This window comes from Streptomyces sp. AC558_RSS880 (genome assembly GCF_019049255.1).
Classification (GTDB): Bacteria; Actinomycetota; Actinomycetes; order Streptomycetales; family Streptomycetaceae; genus Streptomyces.
Genome location: NZ_JAGMUJ010000033.1, coordinates 143,022 through 160,241, shown reverse-complemented (window position 1 = coordinate 160,241; position 17,220 = coordinate 143,022). Strand labels below are relative to the sequence as shown.

Below are 17,220 nucleotides of genomic sequence, written 5' to 3'. Positions count from 1 at the left end.
TCCGTCCCCGACGGACCGGCTTCTTGCATCCCCGGGGTGCTCTCAGGCCGCCGTCGGCAGATCCGGACGCAGCGGCCACGCCGGGTCCACCACCTCCTCCGTACCGGTGCGCGCGAACCACGCCTGGAGCCCCCGCGCCTGCGCCGCGTGCCACACCGCCTGCAGGGTGTGCAGCTCACCGGGAGAGAGCCGCTCCAGCCGGGAGGCGAAACGCCGCCCCACCGCCCGGGTCACCTCCAGCGCGGCCACCGCGTCCGCCGCCGCGTCGTGCGCCCCCTCCAGGGCGACCCCGTAGTGCGCGCACAGGTCGGTCAGCGTGCGCCGGCCCTTGCGATAGCGGTCCAGGTGCTTGTCCAGCACCCAGGGGTCCAGCACCAGCAGCGGCGCCCGCTCCAGCCAGCGGCCCAGCGACGACGCCCGGTGCCGGCGCAACTCCCGGTCCAGCAGCGTCAGATCGAACGGCGCGTTCATCACCACCAGCGGCCGGCCCACCCTGGCCTGCTCCGCCAGCGCCTCCGCGACCTCGTACATCACCGGCGCCGGCCAGCGGCCGTGGCGCTGCAGATGATCGTCCGTCAGCCCGTGCACCTCCGTTGCCCCGGCCGGCACCGGCACCCCCGGATTCACCAGCCAACGGACCACCCGCGGCCGGGTGCCCGGCGCGTCCTGCACGACGAGGGCGGCCGACACGATCCGGTCGGTCTCGACGTCCACACCCGTCGTCTCCGTGTCGAAAGCGGCCAACGGCCCTTCGTACCAGTACGCCATACCCAACAACCCCTCGTTCCCCATCGGCAGTCGACACACAGTCCGCTGCCCGAAACGGTGATACCCGGGCTGTTTGCGCCGTACGCCGGAAGGAGACAACAGGAGTACGGGTCCGCGCAGTTCAGCGGCCCGCAGCGGGGATTCACCAGTTGGGAAGGCTGTTGGCCATGGCCATAGCGCAGCCCGAGCGGGGCGGGCTGCTGCCCGAGCACGCCGCACCCGCTCGCGGCTCTCTCGCCACCACCGCCTGCATGGAGACACTGCAGGTCGGCTATCTGCACGCCGTCGCGGCCGCGGCCGGCTGCTCGTTGTCCCAGCCGTTCCCGGACAACGGCATCGACTGGCACGTCAGCCACAGCGCGCCCGGACACACCGTCGACGACGAGGTGACCATCAAGGTGCAGCTCAAGGCCACGTACCAGATCCCTCCGAACCCTCCGGGCCGCTCCTTCTCCTTCACCCTCGACAACGACCACCTGACGAAGCTCGCCCGCACGCCCGTGTCGGTGCACAAGATCCTCGTGGTGATGATCGTCCCGCGCTCGCGGGACCAGTGGCTGCGGGCCGGGCACGACCGGCTCGACCTGAGGCACTGCTGCTACTGGACCAACCTCGCCGGACAGCCGGTCACCGGCCGGCGCCGCACGACCGTGCGGATACCGACCTCACGCATCTTCGACGACCGGGCGCTGTGCGAGATCATGACGCGGGTCGGGACGGGAGGGACACCGTGACGCACCGCTCGACCGACGAGCCCCTGAGGCCCGTGCGTCCCCATCCCGCCGACGCCGCCTGGGAGGGTGCGCCGCCCGAGCCCGGTGCGGTCGACCCGGCCGTGCTCGCCGCCCTGCTGCAGCGGCACGGCTGGCAGCGACGCGGCGGCGCCCCCGGCCGCTACAGCCGCTGGACGCCGCCCGGACCGGGCCGCTCCGGCACCAGCCTGCTGGTGCCCGAGAGCCGTGCCTTCCCCGACAGCGAGGACCTGCTCGGCGAGGCCCTGCTCGCCCTGACCCGCAGCGGCACGCCCTCCGCCCGCGAGGTCCTCCTCGCCCTCACCGTCCCCAGCGACGAGATCCGCTGGTGGCGCGATGTGCCGTCCGGTCCCGGGGACGCCGCCCCCTGGACCGTCGAGGAGCGGCTGCGCACCGCCGCCCGCGCCGTGCTGCTCGCCGCCGCGCTCACCACGCGCGCGCGGGCCGGCTACCACGGCGCCCGGCACCGGCGCGCCGCCGCCGCCTCCCTGGCGAACGTCCTGGTCGGCCCCGCGCCCGGCGGTCGCCGGCTGACCGCGTTCGTGCCCGTCGCCACCGGCCGTCCGCTCGCCGTATGCCTGCACCAGGCGCTGCACGCCACCCGCGAGGCCGTCGACTACCGGCGGGCCACCGGCGGCATGGACGCCTTCGACTCCGCCGTGGAGGCGGGGGTCAGCCACGAGCTGACCGAGGCGCTGGTCGCCCTGGTACGGGGCTCGGAAGGCGCCCGGATCGCCGTGGAGTGGGCCCCGGCCGCCGGCGTCCCCGAGGGCTGCGCGGCCCCGGCCGAGCCCGTCGAGTTCTCGCCCGGCGACCTGCCCGCCCTGCGCGAGGCCGGCCTGCGCTACCTCCAGGCCGAGCCGTCCGTGCCGGTGCGGATCACCGGCACGGTGGTGCGGATGCGCAGGTCGGGGCCGCGCGGCGCGGGCACCGTACGGCTGCGGGTGCTGGCCGGCGCCGAGGTCCCGCACGTCCGGATCGCCCTGGAGGAGGAGGCGTACCGCATCGCCGGGCACGCCCACCTCGTCGGACTGCCGGTCCGGGTGCACGGCCGGCTGGAGAGCCGGGGCGGCTTCCGGCGCCTCACCGGGGCGGGCGAGGTGGTGCCCGTACAGGTCGACGACGCGGAGCGGGACCGCCTGATGAAGGCGCTCCAGGAGGACCTCGACTTCTTCGAGGAGGCCTGCGGCGGGGACTGAGGCGAGGATTGATTTCGCGGTGGGCGGCCCCGGGTCGGTACGATCCCAGGGAAGCGTGCGCTCCGGTATGGCGCCGCGACCCCCCTTCAGTCAGGAGAGACCGGTGTCAGACGTCCGTGTGATCATCCAACGCGATTCCGAGCGGGAAGAACGCGTGGTGACGACGGGCACTACGGCCGCCGAGCTCTTCGCCGGCGAGCGCTCGGTGATCGCCGCGCGCGTGGCCGGCGAGCTCAAGGACCTCTCCTACGAGGTCAGGGACGGCGAGACCGTCGAGGGCGTGGAGATCTCCTCCGAGGACGGCCTCAACATCCTGCGCCACTCCACCGCGCACGTCATGGCCCAGGCCGTGCAGGAGCTGTTCCCCGAGGCCAAGCTGGGCATCGGCCCGCCGGTGCGGGACGGCTTCTACTACGACTTCGACGTGGAGAAGCCGTTCACGCCCGAGGATCTCAAGGCCATCGAGAAGAAGATGCAGGAGATTCAGAAGCGCGGCCAGCGCTTCTCCCGCCGCGTGGTGACCGACGAGGCCGCCCGCGAGGAGCTCGCCGACGAGCCGTACAAGCTGGAGCTGATCGGCCTCAAGGGCTCGGCCTCCAGCGACGACGGCGCGGACGTCGAGGTCGGCGCCGGCGAGCTGACGATCTACGACAACCTGGACGCCAAGACCGGTGACCTGTGCTGGAAGGACCTCTGCCGGGGTCCCCACCTGCCCACCACCCGGAACATCCCGGCCTTCAAGCTGATGCGCAACGCCGCCGCCTACTGGCGCGGCAGCGAGAAGAACCCGATGCTCCAGCGCATCTACGGCACCGCCTGGCCGTCCAAGGACGAGCTGAAGGCGCACCTGGAGTTCCTCGCCGAGGCCGAGAAGCGCGACCACCGCAAGCTCGGCTCCGAGCTGGACCTGTTCTCCATCCCGGAGCAGATCGGCTCCGGCCTCGCCGTCTTCCACCCCAAGGGCGGCATCATCCGCCGGGTCATGGAGGACTACTCGAGGCGCAGGCACGAGGAGGAGGGCTACGAGTTCGTCTACACCCCGCACGCGACGAAGGGGAAGCTCTTCGAGACCTCGGGCCACCTGGACTGGTACGCCGACGGCATGTACCCGCCCATGCAGCTCGACGAGGGCGTGGACTACTACCTCAAGCCCATGAACTGCCCGATGCACAACCTGATCTTCGACGCGCGCGGCCGGTCCTACCGTGAACTTCCCCTGAGGTTCTTCGAGTTCGGCACGGTCTACCGCTACGAGAAGTCGGGCGTCGTGCACGGCCTGACCCGGGCCCGCGGCTTCACCCAGGACGACGCGCACATCTACTGCACCCGCGAGCAGATGTCGGAGGAGCTCGACAGGACGCTCACCTTCGTCCTGAACCTGCTGCGTGACTACGGTCTGACCGACTTCTACCTGGAGCTGTCCACCAAGGACGAGACCAAGTTCGTCGGAACCGACGAGGCGTGGGAAGAGGCCACGGAGACGCTGCGCCAGGTCGCCGAGAAGCAGAACCTGGAGCTCGTGGCGGACCCGGGCGGCGCCGCGTTCTACGGTCCGAAGATCTCCGTCCAGGCCAAGGACGCCATCGGCCGCACCTGGCAGATGTCGACCATCCAGCTCGACTTCAACCTGCCGGAGCGCTTCGACCTGGAGTACACGGCCGCGGACGGCTCCAAGACCCGCCCGGTCATGATCCACCGCGCGCTGTTCGGCTCGATCGAGCGCTTCTTCGCGGTGCTCCTGGAGCACTACGCGGGCGCGTTCCCGGCGTGGCTGGCGCCGGTGCAGGCGATCGGCATCCCGATCGGCGACGCGCACGTCGAGTACCTGGAGAAGTTCGCGGACACGGCCCGCAAGCAGGGGCTGCGCGTCGAGGTCGACTCCTCCTCGGACCGCATGCAGAAGAAGATCCGCAACGCCCAGAAGCAGAAGGTGCCCTTCATGGTCATCGCGGGCGACGAGGACATGGCCAACGGCGCCGTCTCCTTCCGCTACCGCGACGGTTCGCAGGAGAACGGCATTCCGGTCGACGAGGCCATCGCGAAGATCGCGAAGGTCGTCGAGGAGCGGACGCAGGTCTGACCGCGGATGACTCCGAGGCCCCCGGGAGCGATCCCGGGGGCCTTTTCCGCGCCCTCGCGGTGACGCCATATGCTGCACGCATGACGAGTGAGCCGGAGCAGCAGTGGGGAGTGGGCACGCAGGACGCGTTCCAGCGTCTGTGGACGCCCCATCGGATGGCGTACATCCAGGGCGAGAACAAGCCGAGCGGCCCGGGCGCCGACGACGGCTGCCCCTTCTGCTCCCTCCCGGCCAAGTCCGACGAGGACGGGCTGATCCTGCGGCGCGGCGAGCGGGTCTACGCGGTGCTCAACCTCTACCCCTACACGGGCGGTCATCTGATGACCGTGCCGTACCGGCACGTGGCCGACTACACGGACCTCACCGCGGAGGAGACGGCGGAGCTCGCCGAGCTCACCAAGCAGGCGATGACGGCGCTGCGTACGGCGTCGGGCGCCCACGGCTTCAACATCGGCATGAACCAGGGCACCGTGGCCGGCGCGGGCATCGCCGCCCACCTCCACCAGCACGTCGTCCCGCGCTGGGGCGGCGACACGAACTTCATGCCCGTGATCGGCCACACGAAGGTGCTGCCGCAACTGCTGGCAGACACGAGGAAGATGCTCGCGGAGGCGTGGCCAGTGGCTCCCTAGCCGCGGGCAGTCGTGCCCCCCGCTCGAGCGGAGCCGAGAGTGGGGGCGCGGCGGCACCTCGTCAGCGCCGAGCCGCGCACCCACCCCCGCCCCACCGCAACCCGCCGTACGTGACGCTTACGCGTCGTACAGGTCGGCCTTCTTGGGCGTGGCCTCCTGCACCGCGGCGCTGAGGGACGACGACCGCGCACCGAACTTCGTGGTGTCCACCCCGTTCTCCTCCAGCACCTTGATCGCCGCCGCGTGCACCACCCGCAGCACCGGCGTGGCCGCCCGCAACGCGTCGTCGGCCATGAACCGGTGCCGCCACGGCCTGTCCGCCCACGCGTGCCGCAGACCGAACGGCTCCGGCAGGCTCAGCTTGCCGCCCAGCCAGTACAGCAGCGGCGGGTACCAGGTCAGCGGCGCCCTGGCGGCCAGGCGTACCACCTCGTCCGAGTCGACCAGCGGGAGCTTCACCTTCCGGGTCTCCCAGAACTTGATCGACTTCTGGACCTCCTTCTCCTTGGCCGCCGGCTTGCTGGTGAACAGCGAGTGCACCGGACCCAGCGCGTGCCCGGTGACCTCGATGCGCAGCGTCTCGTGCAGCACGGTCACGGTGATCAGCATGGTGATCACCAGTTGGCCGTCCCACAGCGTCCACTGCACGCCCAGGTAGTGCCGGTCGCCCGCGCCGAACTGCTGCTTGTTGCAGATGTCCTGTATGGCGTGCGGCTTGATCTGGTACGCCTCGACGTCCGTGCCCTCCGGCCGGGACACCGCCGTGGCGTTCTCCCCGATCGGTGTGACGATCCAGTGCCGTACCGACGGCTTGGTGAAGCCTCCGGTGTGCAGCGGTCCCCGCTCCAGCATCCGCAGCCGGTCGTGGATGGCCTTGATGACGTCCCAGCTGCGGAACGGGTTGATCTCCCGGTCAGGGTCGACGGGCACCAGGTCCTCGGCGAGCTGCCAGCTGCCCCAGCGGGTGCCCATGCCGAGTATGCCCTTGGGCCCGGCGTAGAAGACCGAGTTGGACTGCTGCTCGGCGCTGAGCCGGGCCAGGGACTGGCGCAGTTGCTCGGCCGCCGTCTCGCCGGGGCTGCTCGGCACCGCCTCGGGCACCTTGGCGCCGACGCTGCTGCCGGAGAGCAGGCTGTCCCAGCGGTCGCGCAGGTCCTTCGCCGTACGCTCGCAGATCCGCTTGGCCCAGAACCAGCCCAGCACCGGGGCGACCACCGACGCGCGCGCGTACCAGCCCCAGAACCCGTCGAACGGCATGCGGATCAGGAACAGCACGGCGAGGGCGCCCACCGCGACCAGCAGGGTGGTGGCCAGCGCGCCGGCCCGCTTGTCCTCCCGCCTGGCCATCGTCGTGCGGATCTGGAAGACCAGCAGCCACACCACCAGGCCCGGCAGGAAGAGCAGCCCGCACAGGACCATGACGGCGCTCAGCCAGTTGTCCCGCTCGCGGCGGATGCGGTGCGCCGCCAGCGAGTGCTCGACCACCACCTGGGGCTGGATGCCGAAGGACTGGATGAGCGGCGCGCGGCCGGAGCCGAGCATCCGGTCGATGATCGCCCTGGAGAACGCCTCGCCCAGATTCGGCCGGAACAGCTTCACCCTCGGCTTGCTGACGGCCGACTTGTGCCACTCGTTGTCGGCCTTGAGTATCTCCTCGGCCTCGTTGTCCCGATAGGCCGCCGAGGCCAGCGCGAACGTCGGGGTCTGCCCCTCGTCGCCCGTGCGCGGCACCTGCGGACCGAAGAACTCCGCGTAACCGCTCTCAACGGTCATTCCCGCCCCCGATCGCCGCGACTGTCGTCTTGCGGCCTTCCCGACTTCCCTGCTGCGCACACCTGTTGATCAGGTCTTCAGCGTATCCGTACCCGCCGTCGTCCGTCGGCGGACGGCCGAAGCCGTCCGCCACCACGGAGTGAAGCATTCCGAAGTCGTCCCGGTGCGAGGCGCGTACGCGGGCGCCCGCCGGGTCCTTCCGGGGGCGCCCGTCGTCGGCTACGAGGCGGTGCGCGCCTCCTCCTTGACCCGTTCCGCCACGTGCGGCGGCATGGGTTCGTGCCGCGCGTACCGGCGGCTGAACCGGGCGGTGCCGTGCGAGAGGGAGCGCAGGTCGACGGCGTACCGGCCGATCTCGATCTCCGGGACCTCGGCCTTGACGAGGGTGCGTCCGCCGGGCGACTGCTCGGTGCCGAGCACCCGCCCGCGGCGGCCGGACAGGTCGCTCATCACGGCGCCGACGTAGTCGTCGCCGACCAGGACGCTCACCTCGGCCACCGGCTCCAGCAGGTGGATCTTCGCGTCCGCGGCCGCCTCCCGCAGGGCCAGCGCGCCGGCCGTCTGGAACGCGGCGTCGGAGGAGTCCACCGAGTGCGCCTTGCCGTCCAGCAGGGTCACCCGCACGTCGATGAGCGGATGCCCCGCGGCGACCCCCTTGACGGCCTGGGCCCGTACGCCCTTCTCGACGGACGGGATGAACTGGCGCGGTACCGCGCCGCCGACCACCTTGTCGACGAACTCGATGCCCGAGCCGTTCGGCAGCGGCTCCACCTCGATCTCGCAGATGGCGAACTGCCCGTGTCCGCCGGACTGTTTGACGTGCCGGCCGCGCCCGGACGCCTTGCCGCCGAACGTCTCCCTGAGCGACACCCGGTGCGGTACGACGTCGACCTGGACGCCGTAGCGGCTGCGCAGGCGCTCCAGGGCCACGTCCGCGTGCGCCTCGCCCAGGCACCACAGCACCACCTGGTGGGTGTCCTGGTTCTGTTCCAGCCGCATCGTCGGGTCCTCGGCCACGAGCCGGGACAGACCCTGCGAGAGCTTGTCCTCGTCGGGTTTGCTGTGCGCCTGGATGGCCAGCGGCAGCAGCGGGTCGGGCATGTCCCACGGCTCCATGAGCAGCGGGTCGTCCTTGGCGGACAGGGTGTCCCCGGTCTCCGCGCGGCTGAGCTTCGCCACGCACGCGAGGTCGCCCGCGATGACGTGGGAGACGGGCCGCTGCTGTTTGCCGAACGGTGTGGACAGGGCGCCGATCCGCTCGTCGACGTCGTGGTCCTCGTGGCCGCGGTCGGCGAGCCCGTGTCCGGAGACGTGCACGGTCTGGTCGGCGCGCAGGGTGCCGGAGAAGAGCCGGATCAGGGAGAGCCGGCCGACGTACGGGTCGGAGGAGGTCTTCACGACCTCCGCGACCAGCGGGGCGTCCGGGTCGCACGGTTTCAGCTCGCGCGGCCTGCCGTCGACGGTGGTCACGCTCGGGGTGCCGTGCTCCAGCGGGGTCGGGAAGCCACCGGTGATCAGCTCCAGCAGTTCGACCGTGCCGAGTCCCTGGCGGGCGCCGTCGGCGGCGGGCGCGGCGGCCAGGACGGGGAAGAACACCCCGCGTGCGACCGCCCGTTCCAGGTCCTCGATCAGCGTCCCGACGTCGACCTGCTCACCGCCGAGGTAGCGGTCCATGAGGGTCTCGTCCTCGCTCTCGGCGATGATCCCCTCGATGAGCCGGCCGCGGGCCTCCTCCATCAGCGGCAGCTGGTCCTCGCCGGGCTCGGACTCCTTGCGTTCGCCGGTGGAGTAGTCGAACAGCTTCTGCGACAGCAGTCCGGTCAGGCCCGTCACGGGCGCGTGCCCGTCGGGCCCCTCCGGGCCGTGCAGCGGCAGGTACAGCGGCAGCACGGCGTCGGGGTCGTCGCCGCCGAACGTCTCCGCGCAGACGCGGGTCATCTCCTCGAAGTCCGCGCGGGCCGCCTCCAGGTGCGTGACGACGATGGCGCGCGGCATGCCGACCGCCGCGCACTCGTCCCACACCATGCGGGTCGAGCCGTCCACGCCGTCCGAGGCCGAGACGACGAAGAGGGCCGCGTCCGCCGCCCGCAGACCGGCCCTGAGTTCCCCGACGAAGTCGGCGTATCCGGGGGTGTCCAGAAGGTTGACCTTGATGCCGTTCCATTCGAGGGGCACCAGGGAGAGCTGTACGGAGCGCTGCTGCCGGTGTTCGATGTCGTCGTAGTCGGAGACGGTGCCGCCGTCCTCCACGCGGCCCGCCCGGTTCACCGCCCCCGCGGTCAGCGCGAGAGCCTCCACCAGGGTCGTCTTGCCCGATCCGGAGTGGCCGACCAGCACCACATTCCGTACGGACGTGGGATGGTCGGCCGCCTGTGCCCTGCCGGCGGCTCCGGGGTGTGTGTGCGCCTTGTCGCCCATGATCCTGCCTCCCGTGCACGGTGAGGTCACTGTGGGCGCGGACCCGCGGAATCCGCGTGCGGTGCGGCTCCGGCGACGCCCGCGGTCCTTCGAGCTTTCCACTCCCTTCACGGTGCGTCCATACGAAGGACGTGATCCCGGCGTCCGGCCCCGCTCACGGCGGCGCCCCGCGGCCCGGGTGAGCAGGGGCGACGGGGTGGTCCCGGGCGGGGGAGTCCCACCGCGCGAGCGAAGCCGGGCGTGGGGGAGCCGGCGAGTGACGACAGCGCGGCCGGGGTGCCGTCCACGTCCTTCGGACAGCGGGGGAGCGCGCGCCGGGCACCGCGTCCCCGGCACGATCCGCCGGGCGGGGTCCTGCCTCCGCGCGGGCGTACGGGTGCCCCGCGGCAGCCCGCGCGTGCGCGTGACTACGATTGGGCCCGCCGGGTGGCCAGCAGGGGCCGCGCGGCCCCACCGACCGTCGGGAAGGCCATGCTGAACAAGTACGCGCGTGCATTCTTCACGCGTGTCCTCACACCGTTCGCCGCGTTTCTCATCCGGCGGGGGGTCAGCCCCGACACGGTCACGCTCATCGGCACCGCGGGAGTGGTCGCGGGCGCGCTGGTCTTCTACCCCAGGGGCGAGTTCTTCTGGGGCACGGTCGTGATCACGCTGTTCGTCTTCTCCGACCTGGTCGACGGCAACATGGCCCGCCAGCTGGGCCGCTCCAGCCGCTGGGGCGCCTTCCTGGACTCCACCCTGGACCGGGTCGCCGACGGGGCGATCTTCGGCGGCTTCGCCCTCTGGTACGCCGGGGGCGGCGACGACATCGCCCTGTGCGCGGTGTCGATCTTCTGTCTGGCCAGCGGCCAGGTGGTGTCGTACACCAAGGCGCGCGGCGAGTCGATCGGCCTGCCGGTCGCCGTCAACGGTCTGGTCGAGCGGGCCGAACGGCTGGTGGTCTCGCTGGTCGCGGCCGGTCTCGCGGGCCTGCACGCGTTCGGTGTGCCCGGCATCCAGTACCTGCTGCCGGTCGCCCTGTGGATCGTCGCCGTCGGCAGCCTGGTCACGCTGATCCAGCGGGTGGTCACCGTGCGCCGCGAGTCCGCCGAGGTGGAGGCCGCGGAGCGGCAGGAGGCCCAGGGGAGCGAGGCCGCGACGTGAGCACCCGGGAACGGCTGACCGACGCCCTGTACGGCGCCGGCTGGGGCACCGTCCGGAAACTTCCCGAGCCCGTCGCCGTGCGCCTCGGCCGGAGCATCGCCGACCTCACGTGGAAGCGGCGCGGCAAGGGCGTGCTCCGGCTGGAGAGCAACTACGCGCGCGTCGTGCCGGACGCGGGTCCGGAGCGGCTGGCCGAACTCTCCCGCGCGGGCATGCGGTCGTACCTGCGCTACTGGATGGAGTCCTTCCGGCTGCCCGCCTGGAGCCCCGAGCGCGTGGCGGACGGCCTCGACGTCAAGGACCTCCACCACCTGACCGACGGCATGGCGGCCGGCAAGGGCGTGATCCTGGCGCTGCCGCACCTCGCCAACTGGGACCTGGCCGGCGCCTGGGTCACCACGAAGCTCGGCATACCGTTCACCACCGTCGCCGAGCGGCTGAAGCCGGAGACGCTGTACGACCGTTTCGTCGCCTACCGCGAGGGCCTCGGCATGGAGGTGCTGCCGCACAGCGGCGGCTCCGCCTTCGGCACCCTGGCCCGGCGGCTGCGCGACGGCGGACTGGTCTGTCTGGTCGCCGACCGCGACCTGTCCGCCTCCGGTGTCGAGGTCGACTTCTTCGGCGAGACCGCCCGGATGCCGGCCGGACCCGCCCTGCTCGCCCAGCAGACCGGGGCCCGGCTGCTGCCGGTGACCCTCTGGTACGACGACTCGCCCGTGATGCGGGGCCGGGTCCATCCGCCGGTCGAGGTCCCCGGGTCAGGTACGCGCGCGGAGAAGACGTCTGTCATGACACAGGCGCTGGCCGACGCCTTCGCCACGGGGATCGCCGACCATCCGGAGGACTGGCACATGCTGCAGCGCTTGTGGCTGAAGGACCTCGATCCCGCGCGGGATCCCGCGACGGCCCCCGGGCAGGACCGGAAGGGGACCCCGTGAGGATCGGCATCGTCTGCCCGTACTCCTGGGACGTGCCGGGAGGCGTCCAGTTCCACATCCGTGACCTGGCCGAGTACTTCATCCGGCTCGGTCACGAGGTGTCCGTCCTCGCCCCGGCCGACGACGACACCCCGCTGCCGCCGTACGTCGTCTCGGCCGGCCGCGCGGTGCCGGTGCCGTACAACGGGTCGGTGGCCCGGCTCAACTTCGGCTTCCTGTCCGCCGCGCGGGTACGGCGCTGGCTGCACGAGGGCGCCTTCGACGTCGTCCACATCCACGAGCCGACCTCGCCCTCGCTGGGCCTGCTGACCTGCTGGGCGGCCGAGGGGCCGATCGTCGCCACCTTCCACACCTCCAACCCGCGCTCCCGCGCGATGATCGCCGCGTACGCGATCCTCCAGGCCGCCCTGGAGAAGATCAGCGCGCGGATCGCGGTGAGCGAGTACGCCCGCCGCACCCTCGTCGAGCACCTGGGCGGCGACGCGGTGGTCATCCCCAACGGCGTCGACGTCGACTTCTTCGCCAAGGCCGAGCCCAGACCGGAGTGGCAGGGCGACACCATCGGCTTCATCGGCCGGATCGACGAGCCCCGCAAGGGCCTGCCGGTGCTGATGAGGGCCCTGCCGAAGATCCTCGCCGCCCGGCCGCAGACGCGGCTGCTGGTCGCCGGGCGCGGCGACGAGGAGGAGGCGGTCGAGTCGCTGCCCCGGGAGCTGCGCCCGCGCGTGGAGTTCCTCGGCATGGTCAGCGACGAGGACAAGGCCCGCTTCCTGCGCAGCGTCGACCTGTACGTGGCGCCCAACACCGGCGGGGAGAGCTTCGGCATCGTCCTGGTCGAGGCGATGTCGGCGGGCGCGCCGGTGCTCGCCTCCGACCTGGACGCGTTCGCGCAGGTCCTCGACCGGGGAGCGGCGGGCGAGCTGTTCGCCAACGAGGACCCGGACGCGCTCGCGCGGGCGGCGGTACGGCTCCTGGAGGACCCGGAACGCCGCGCGGAGCTCCGTGACCGCGGCAGCGCCCACGTCCGCCGCTTCGACTGGTCGACGGTCGGCGCGGACATCCTGTCGGTCTACGAGACGGTGACGGCGGGCGCGGCGGCGGTGGCGACGGACGACCGCGCGACGGGGCTGAGGGCCCGGCTGGGCCTGGCACGGGACTGACAGCCGGGCAGGAGATGCCGCCCCCAGGGACGGAATCCGCGGCCGGCGGTACTAGCCTTGCCGCCCGTGACCGCAACCCTCATCTGGATCCTCGTCGCCCTCGTCGCCGTCGGCCTCTATCTGAGCTGGACGGCGGGACGCCTGGACCGGCTGCACGCCCGTATCGACGCCGCCCGGGCCGCGCTCGACGCCCAGTTGCTGCGCCGTGCCTCGGTGGCCCAGGAACTGGCCACCTCGGGTGTGCTCGACCCCGCCGCGTCGATCGTGCTCTACGAGGCCGCGCACGCCGCGCGGCAGGCGGTCGAGGAGCAGCGCGAGGTCGCGGAGAGCGAGCTCAGCCAGGCACTGCGCGCGGTGTTCGGCGACGCGCAGCAGGTGGACGCGGTCAGGGAGGCGCCCGGGGGAGAGGAGGCGGCCCTGGAGCTCGCCGAGGCGGTGCGCAGGGTGCCGATGGCCCGCCGCTTCCACAACGACGCCGTACGGGCGGCACGGGCGCTGCGACGGCACCGCAAGGTGCGCTGGTTCCGGCTGGCGGGACACGCGCCCTTCCCGATGGCCTTCGAGATGGACGACGAGCCTCCGGCCGCCCTGGTCGAGCGGGCGGCCTGACCGCGGTATCCGGCCGCACGGCGGACCGCCGTGCGGCCGAAAAGGATCCACCGGCTCCCCATTGGCCCTTGCTGTGGACTGCTCCGTTCACGTTTCCTCAGTGCTGCAGAAACCCCCTCCTTCCCCTCAGCGAGGTCATTCGTGTCCAGCACGCTCTCCGAAAACCAGGGTCCCGAGACCGGCACCGCCCGCGTGAAGCGCGGCATGGCCGAACAGCTCAAGGGCGGCGTGATCATGGACGTCGTCACGCCGGAGCAGGCGAAGATCGCCGAGGACGCGGGCGCCGTCGCCGTCATGGCCCTGGAGCGGGTCCCGGCCGACATCCGCAAGGACGGCGGCGTGGCCCGGATGTCCGACCCGGACATGATCGAGGGCATCATCGACGCGGTCTCCATCCCCGTGATGGCCAAGTCCCGCATCGGCCACTTCGTCGAGGCCCAGGTGCTGCAGTCGCTCGGCGTCGACTACATCGACGAGTCCGAGGTCCTCACCCCGGCCGACGAGGTCAACCACTCCGACAAGTGGGCGTTCACCACTCCGTTCGTCTGCGGTGCCACCAACCTGGGCGAGGCCCTGCGCCGCATCGCCGAGGGCGCCGCCATGATCCGCTCCAAGGGCGAGGCCGGCACCGGCAACGTCGTCGAGGCCGTGCGCCACCTGCGCCAGATCAAGAACGAGATCGCCCGCCTGCGCGGCTACGACAACCACGAGCTGTACGCCGCCGCCAAGGAGCTGCGCGCCCCGTACGAGCTGGTCAAGGAGGTCGCCGAGCTGGGCAAGCTCCCCGTCGTGCTGTTCTCCGCGGGCGGTGTCGCCACCCCGGCCGACGCCGCGCTGATGCGCCAGCTCGGCGCCGAGGGCGTCTTCGTCGGCTCCGGCATCTTCAAGTCCGGCGACCCGGCCAAGCGCGCCGCCGCCATCGTCAAGGCGACCACCTTCTACGACGACCCGAAGATCATCGCGGACGCGTCCCGCAACCTCGGCGAGGCCATGGTCGGCATCAACTGCGACACCCTCCCCGAGACCGAGCGCTACGCCAACCGCGGCTGGTGACCGTGATCATCGGTGTCCTGGCCCTCCAGGGCGACGTACGGGAGCACCTCGTCGCCCTGGCCGCGGCCGACGCCGTGGCCAGGCCGGTCAGGCGTCCCGAGGAACTCGCCGAGGTCGACGGCCTGGTCATCCCCGGCGGGGAGTCCACCACGATCTCCAAGCTGGCGGTCCTCTTCGGCCTGATGGAGCCCCTCCGCGCGCGCGTGCGCGAGGGCATGCCCGTCTACGGCACCTGCGCCGGCATGATCATGCTGGCCGACAAGATCCTCGACCCGCGCTCGGGCCAGGAGACCGTCGGCGGCATCGACATGATCGTGCGCCGCAACGCCTTCGGACGGCAGAACGAGTCGTTCGAGGCCGCGGTCGACGTCAGGGGAGTCGAGGGCGGTCCCGTGGAGGGCGTCTTCATCCGCGCCCCCTGGGTGGAGTCCGTCGGCGCCGGGACCGAGGTGCTCGCCGAGCACGGCGGCCACATCGTCGCCGTCCGCCAGGGCAACGCGCTGGCCACGTCGTTCCACCCGGAACTGACCGGTGACCACCGCGTGCACGGCCTCTTCGTCGACATGGTGCGCGCGTGCCGGGCGGCCGAGTCCTTGTAGGATTCCTGCGTTCGTTGCAGAGATGGGTTACGCGAAGGAGACAGGCAGATGTCCGGCCACTCTAAATGGGCCACGACGAAGCACAAGAAGGCCGTGATCGATGCCAAGCGCGGCAAGCTCTTCGCGAAGCTGATCAAGAACATCGAGGTCGCCGCGCGGATGGGCGGCGTCGACCTGGACGGCAACCCCACGCTCTACGACGCCGTCCAGAAGGCCAAGAAGCAGTCGGTGCCGAACAAGAACATCGACTCCGCCATCAAGCGCGGTGGCGGTCTCGAGGCCGGCGGTGCCGACTACGAGACGATCATGTACGAGGGCTACGGTCCGAACGGTGTCGCGGTGCTCATCGAGTGCCTCACCGACAACCGCAACCGCGCCGCCTCGGACGTGCGCGTCGCGATGACCCGCAACGGCGGCTCCATGGCCGACCCGGGCTCGGTGTCCTACCTGTTCAACCGCAAGGGCGTGGTGATCGTCCCCAAGGGCGAGCTGACCGAGGACGACGTCCTCACCGCCGTCCTGGACGCGGGTGCCGAGGAGGTCAACGACCTCGGCGAGAACTTCGAGGTGCTCAGCGAGGCCACCGACCTGGTCGCCGTGCGCACCGCTCTGCAGGACGCCGGGATCGACTACGACTCCGCCGAGGCCAACTTCGTCCCGACCATGCAGGTCGAGCTGGACGAGGAGGGCGCCAAGAAGATCTTCAAGCTCATCGACGCGCTGGAGGACAGCGACGACGTGCAGAACGTCTTCGCCAACTTCGACGTGAGCGACGAGATCATGGAGAAGGTCGACGCGTAACGCGTCCACTGCTCAGCGGGCCGGCGGGACACTTCCGTCGGCCCGTCGCCTTGTCAGTGGCACCCGATAGCCTGCACAAACAGGTGATCGAAGAAAGGGGCCGGCGCGTGCGCGTACTGGGGGTGGACCCGGGGCTGACCCGGTGCGGTGTCGGCGTCGTCGAGGGCGTCGCCGGGCGGCCGCTCACCATGCTCGGCGTGGGCGTCGTCCGCACGCCGGCGGACGCCGACCTCGGCCACCGCCTCGTCGCCGTCGAGCAGGGCCTCGAACAGTGGCTGGACGAGCACCGGCCCGAGTGCGTCGCCGTGGAGCGCGTCTTCAGCCAGCACAACGTGCGTACGGTGATGGGCACCGCCCAGGCCAGCGCCGTCGCCATCCTGTGCGCCTCCCGCCGGGGCATCCCCGTCGCCCTGCACACGCCCAGCGAGGTCAAGGCCGCCGTCACCGGCTCGGGCCGCGCCGACAAGGCCCAGGTCGGCGCCATGGTCACCCGGCTGCTGCGGCTGGACGCGCCGCCGAAGCCCGCGGACGCCGCCGACGCCCTCGCGCTCGCCATCTGCCACATCTGGCGCGCCCCCGCGCAGAACCGGCTCCAGCAGGCCGTCGCCCTGCACGCCTCGAGAACCCCCCGCACACCCCAAGCCCCGCACGCATCGAAAGGCCGTACGGCATGATCGCCTTCGTCAGCGGCACGGTCGCCGCCCTCGCTCCCGACGCCGCGGTGGTCGAGGTCGGCGGGGTCGGCATGGCCGTCCAGTGCACGCCGAACACGCTCTCCACGCTCCGCGTCGGACAGCCCGCGAAACTCGCCACCTCCCTCGTCGTCCGCGAGGACTCCCTGACCCTGTACGGCTTCGCCGACGACGACGAGCGCCAGGTCTTCGTACTGCTCCAGACCGCCAGCGGCGTGGGCCCCCGGCTGGCCCAGGCGATGCTCGCCGTGCACGCCCCCGACGCCCTGCGCAGAGCCGTCTCCACCGGGGACGAGAAGGCGCTGACCGCCGTCCCCGGCATCGGCAAGAAGGGCGCCCAGAAGCTGCTCCTCGAGCTGAAGGACCGCCTCGGTGAGCCGCTCGGCGCCCCCGCCGTCGGCGCACCGGTCACCAGCGGCTGGCGCGACCAGCTGCACGCCGCCCTGATCGGCCTCGGGTACGCGACCCGCGAGGCCGACGAGGCCGTGTCCGCCGTGGCCCCCCAGGCGGAGGCCGCCGGGGGCACCCCGCAGGTGGGGCAGCTGCTGAAGGCGGCCCTGCAGACGCTGAACCGCGCCCGATAGCCCGCGCCCCCTGGCCCGT

16 protein-coding genes are annotated in these 17,220 nt (G+C 71.8%); 13 read left to right on the top strand and 3 right to left on the bottom strand.

Features of this window, described 5'->3' with window-relative positions:
- Positions 1–42: 42 nt before the first annotated feature.
- A complete protein-coding gene (locus KUM38_RS15860) occupies positions 43–768 on the bottom strand; it encodes a 3'-5' exonuclease (protein WP_217130023.1) in 726 nt (241 codons plus the stop codon).
- Positions 769–935: 167 nt separating this feature from the next.
- Between KUM38_RS15860 and KUM38_RS15855 the strand changes: the two genes are divergently transcribed.
- From KUM38_RS15855 to KUM38_RS15840, 4 genes are all read left to right on the top strand, one after another.
- A complete protein-coding gene (locus KUM38_RS15855; protein ID WP_217130022.1) occupies positions 936–1,502 on the top strand; it encodes a DUF4365 domain-containing protein in 567 nt (188 codons plus the stop codon).
- A complete protein-coding gene (locus KUM38_RS15850; RefSeq protein ID WP_217130021.1) occupies positions 1,499–2,719 on the top strand; it encodes a hypothetical protein in 1,221 nt (406 codons plus the stop codon). The genes KUM38_RS15855 and KUM38_RS15850 overlap by 4 nt, the downstream gene beginning before the upstream one ends.
- Positions 2,720–2,822: 103 nt before the next feature.
- Positions 2,823–4,799, top strand: coding sequence for a threonine--tRNA ligase (gene thrS, locus KUM38_RS15845; protein WP_217130020.1), 1,977 nt, complete (start codon positions 2,823–2,825; stop codon positions 4,797–4,799).
- 80 nt (positions 4,800–4,879) lie between these two features.
- A complete protein-coding gene (locus KUM38_RS15840; RefSeq protein ID WP_217130019.1) occupies positions 4,880–5,431 on the top strand; it encodes an HIT domain-containing protein in 552 nt (183 codons plus the stop codon).
- A 117-nt stretch (positions 5,432–5,548) separates the two neighbouring features.
- Here the strand turns inward: KUM38_RS15840 and KUM38_RS15835 are convergent, their stop codons facing one another.
- On the bottom strand, positions 5,549–7,204 hold the full coding sequence (locus tag KUM38_RS15835) for a hypothetical protein (protein WP_217130018.1): 1,656 nt from the start codon (positions 7,202–7,204) through the stop codon (positions 5,549–5,551).
- A gap of 219 nt (positions 7,205–7,423) precedes the next feature.
- Positions 7,424–9,622, bottom strand: coding sequence for an elongation factor G-like protein EF-G2 (locus tag KUM38_RS15830; protein WP_217130017.1), 2,199 nt, complete (start codon positions 9,620–9,622; stop codon positions 7,424–7,426).
- Between the two features lie 471 nt (positions 9,623–10,093).
- On the opposite strand from KUM38_RS15830, the gene pgsA reads away from it, so the two are divergent.
- From pgsA to ruvA, 9 genes are all read left to right on the top strand, one after another.
- On the top strand, positions 10,094–10,765 hold the full coding sequence (pgsA, locus tag KUM38_RS15825; protein ID WP_217130016.1) for a phosphatidylinositol phosphate synthase: 672 nt from the start codon (positions 10,094–10,096) through the stop codon (positions 10,763–10,765).
- On the top strand, positions 10,762–11,703 hold the full coding sequence (locus KUM38_RS15820; protein WP_217130015.1) for a phosphatidylinositol mannoside acyltransferase: 942 nt from the start codon (positions 10,762–10,764) through the stop codon (positions 11,701–11,703). Before pgsA ends, KUM38_RS15820 begins: the two co-directional genes overlap by 4 nt.
- On the top strand, positions 11,700–12,863 hold the full coding sequence (locus tag KUM38_RS15815) for a glycosyltransferase family 4 protein (RefSeq protein WP_217130014.1): 1,164 nt from the start codon (positions 11,700–11,702) through the stop codon (positions 12,861–12,863). Before KUM38_RS15820 ends, KUM38_RS15815 begins: the two co-directional genes overlap by 4 nt.
- A 66-nt stretch (positions 12,864–12,929) precedes the next feature.
- Complete coding sequence (locus KUM38_RS15810; protein WP_217130013.1) at positions 12,930–13,472, top strand: hypothetical protein; 543 nt, start codon at positions 12,930–12,932, stop codon at positions 13,470–13,472.
- Between the two features lie 141 nt (positions 13,473–13,613).
- Positions 13,614–14,525, top strand: a complete 912-nt coding sequence (gene pdxS / locus KUM38_RS15805) for a pyridoxal 5'-phosphate synthase lyase subunit PdxS (protein WP_048458196.1) — start codon at positions 13,614–13,616, stop codon at positions 14,523–14,525.
- On the top strand, positions 14,519–15,124 hold the full coding sequence (pdxT, locus tag KUM38_RS15800) for a pyridoxal 5'-phosphate synthase glutaminase subunit PdxT (protein WP_217130040.1): 606 nt from the start codon (positions 14,519–14,521) through the stop codon (positions 15,122–15,124). The genes pdxS and pdxT overlap by 7 nt, the downstream gene beginning before the upstream one ends.
- 48 nt (positions 15,125–15,172) lie before the next feature.
- The gene (locus tag KUM38_RS15795) at positions 15,173–15,925 is read left to right on the top strand and encodes a YebC/PmpR family DNA-binding transcriptional regulator (RefSeq protein WP_217130012.1); all 753 of its coding nucleotides are present in this window, start codon (positions 15,173–15,175) and stop codon (positions 15,923–15,925) included.
- 107 nt (positions 15,926–16,032) lie between these two features.
- A complete protein-coding gene (gene ruvC / locus KUM38_RS15790; RefSeq protein WP_217130011.1) occupies positions 16,033–16,599 on the top strand; it encodes a crossover junction endodeoxyribonuclease RuvC in 567 nt (188 codons plus the stop codon).
- Entirely contained in the window at positions 16,596–17,201 is a 606-nt protein-coding gene (gene ruvA / locus KUM38_RS15785) for a Holliday junction branch migration protein RuvA (RefSeq protein ID WP_217130010.1), read from the top strand. The genes ruvC and ruvA overlap by 4 nt, the downstream gene beginning before the upstream one ends.
- Positions 17,202–17,220 lie beyond the last annotated feature (19 nt).